This window comes from Pyxidicoccus fallax, from assembly GCF_012933655.1.
Classification (GTDB): domain Bacteria; phylum Myxococcota; class Myxococcia; order Myxococcales; family Myxococcaceae; genus Myxococcus; species Myxococcus fallax.
This window is the reverse complement of record NZ_JABBJJ010000716.1, coordinates 1-1,107: the sequence shown is the minus strand read 5'-3', so window position 1 is coordinate 1,107 and position 1,107 is coordinate 1. Positions and strand designations below refer to the sequence as shown.

Here is a 1,107-nt window from a genome sequence, read left to right as displayed (position 1 = left end):
CCTGGTCATCGAGGGGCGGGTGGAGGGGCAGATTGCCCTGAAGAACCACCTCACCATCGAGGGCACCGGGAAGGTGCAGGCGGACATCCGCGCCGAGGAGCTGACCATCAACGGCGAGGCGAGCGGCAACATCGACGCCTCGACCCGTGTGGCCATCAACGCCTCGGCCAAGGTGGCCGGCGACATCAAGGCACCTCGCGTCGTCATCGAGGACGGGGCCGTGTTCAACGGCTCCATCGAGATGGACGTGAAGCTGCCGGACGACATCTGAGACTCACGCCGGCTTGCGCGCCGGCACACACCTTTCGAGAGGGCGGACAACACTCATGGCGAATACGGTCATTGGCTCGAGCATCGTCATCGACGGGGAGATCTCCGGAGACGAGGACCTGGTCATCCAGGGCACCGTGAAGGGGAAGATCTCCCTCAAGGAGAGCCTCTACGTGGAGGGCAGCGGCGTCGTCGAGGCGGACATCGAGACGCAGAACGTGGAGATCGCCGGCCGGGTGACGGGCAACATCGTCGCCAGCGACAAGGTGGAGCTGAAGACGGACTGCCGCGTGGTGGGCGACATCAAGGCCCCACGCATCCTCATCGCCGACGGTGCCTCCTTCAAGGGCAACGTCGACATGGACATGAAGGAGCGCTGATTCGTGGCCACCGCGAAGGAGCTCTCAGGGAGCAACAACGTCAACAACACCGTGGTGGGGCCTTCCATCCTCATCAGCGGCCGGTTGACGGGCGACGAGGACCTCACCGTCCGCGGGCGCGTGGAGGGTGAGCTGACGCTCAGCCGGACGCTCATCGTGGAGCCCTCGGGCGTGGTGAAGGCGAACGTGGCGGTGAAGAACGCCATCGTCAGCGGCGTGGTGGTGGGCAACATCAACGCCACGGAGAGCGTGGAGCTGACCCGCGAGGGCCGCATGGTGGGCGACATCCGCGCCCCCCGCGTCATCATCGTGGACGGCGCCAGCTTCCGCGGCCGCGTGGACATGGGTGACGTGGAGCCGGGCCGTCTGCCCGCCGAGCGCCCCGCGCTGGTGCGCGCGACGACGACGCGCCCCACCACGACGCCGGCCCGTCTGACGACGCCCGCGCGTCCCCCCG

The 1,107-nt window shown here is 67.8% G+C and carries 2 protein-coding genes and 1 pseudogene; all 3 read left to right on the top strand.

Going from position 1 to position 1,107, the window contains the following annotated elements; translation table 11 throughout:
* The coding region (gene bacN / locus HG543_RS53770; protein ID WP_169352689.1) for a bactofilin BacN at window positions 1-271 on the top strand (271 nt) is incomplete at its 5' end.
* 55 nt (window positions 272-326) lie between these two features.
* Complete coding sequence (locus HG543_RS53765) at window positions 327-650, top strand: bactofilin family protein (protein ID WP_002636698.1); 324 nt, start codon at window positions 327-329, stop codon at window positions 648-650.
* A gap of 3 nt (window positions 651-653) precedes the next feature.
* Window positions 654-1,107 (top strand): annotated as a pseudogene (bacP, locus tag HG543_RS53760) (bactofilin BacP); the annotation flags it as partial.

Coding starts and splice junctions, on each gene's coding strand:
- HG543_RS53765 (WP_002636698.1), top strand. CDS start 327: ATGGCGAATACGGTCATTGGCTCGAGCATCGTCATCGACGGGGAGATC.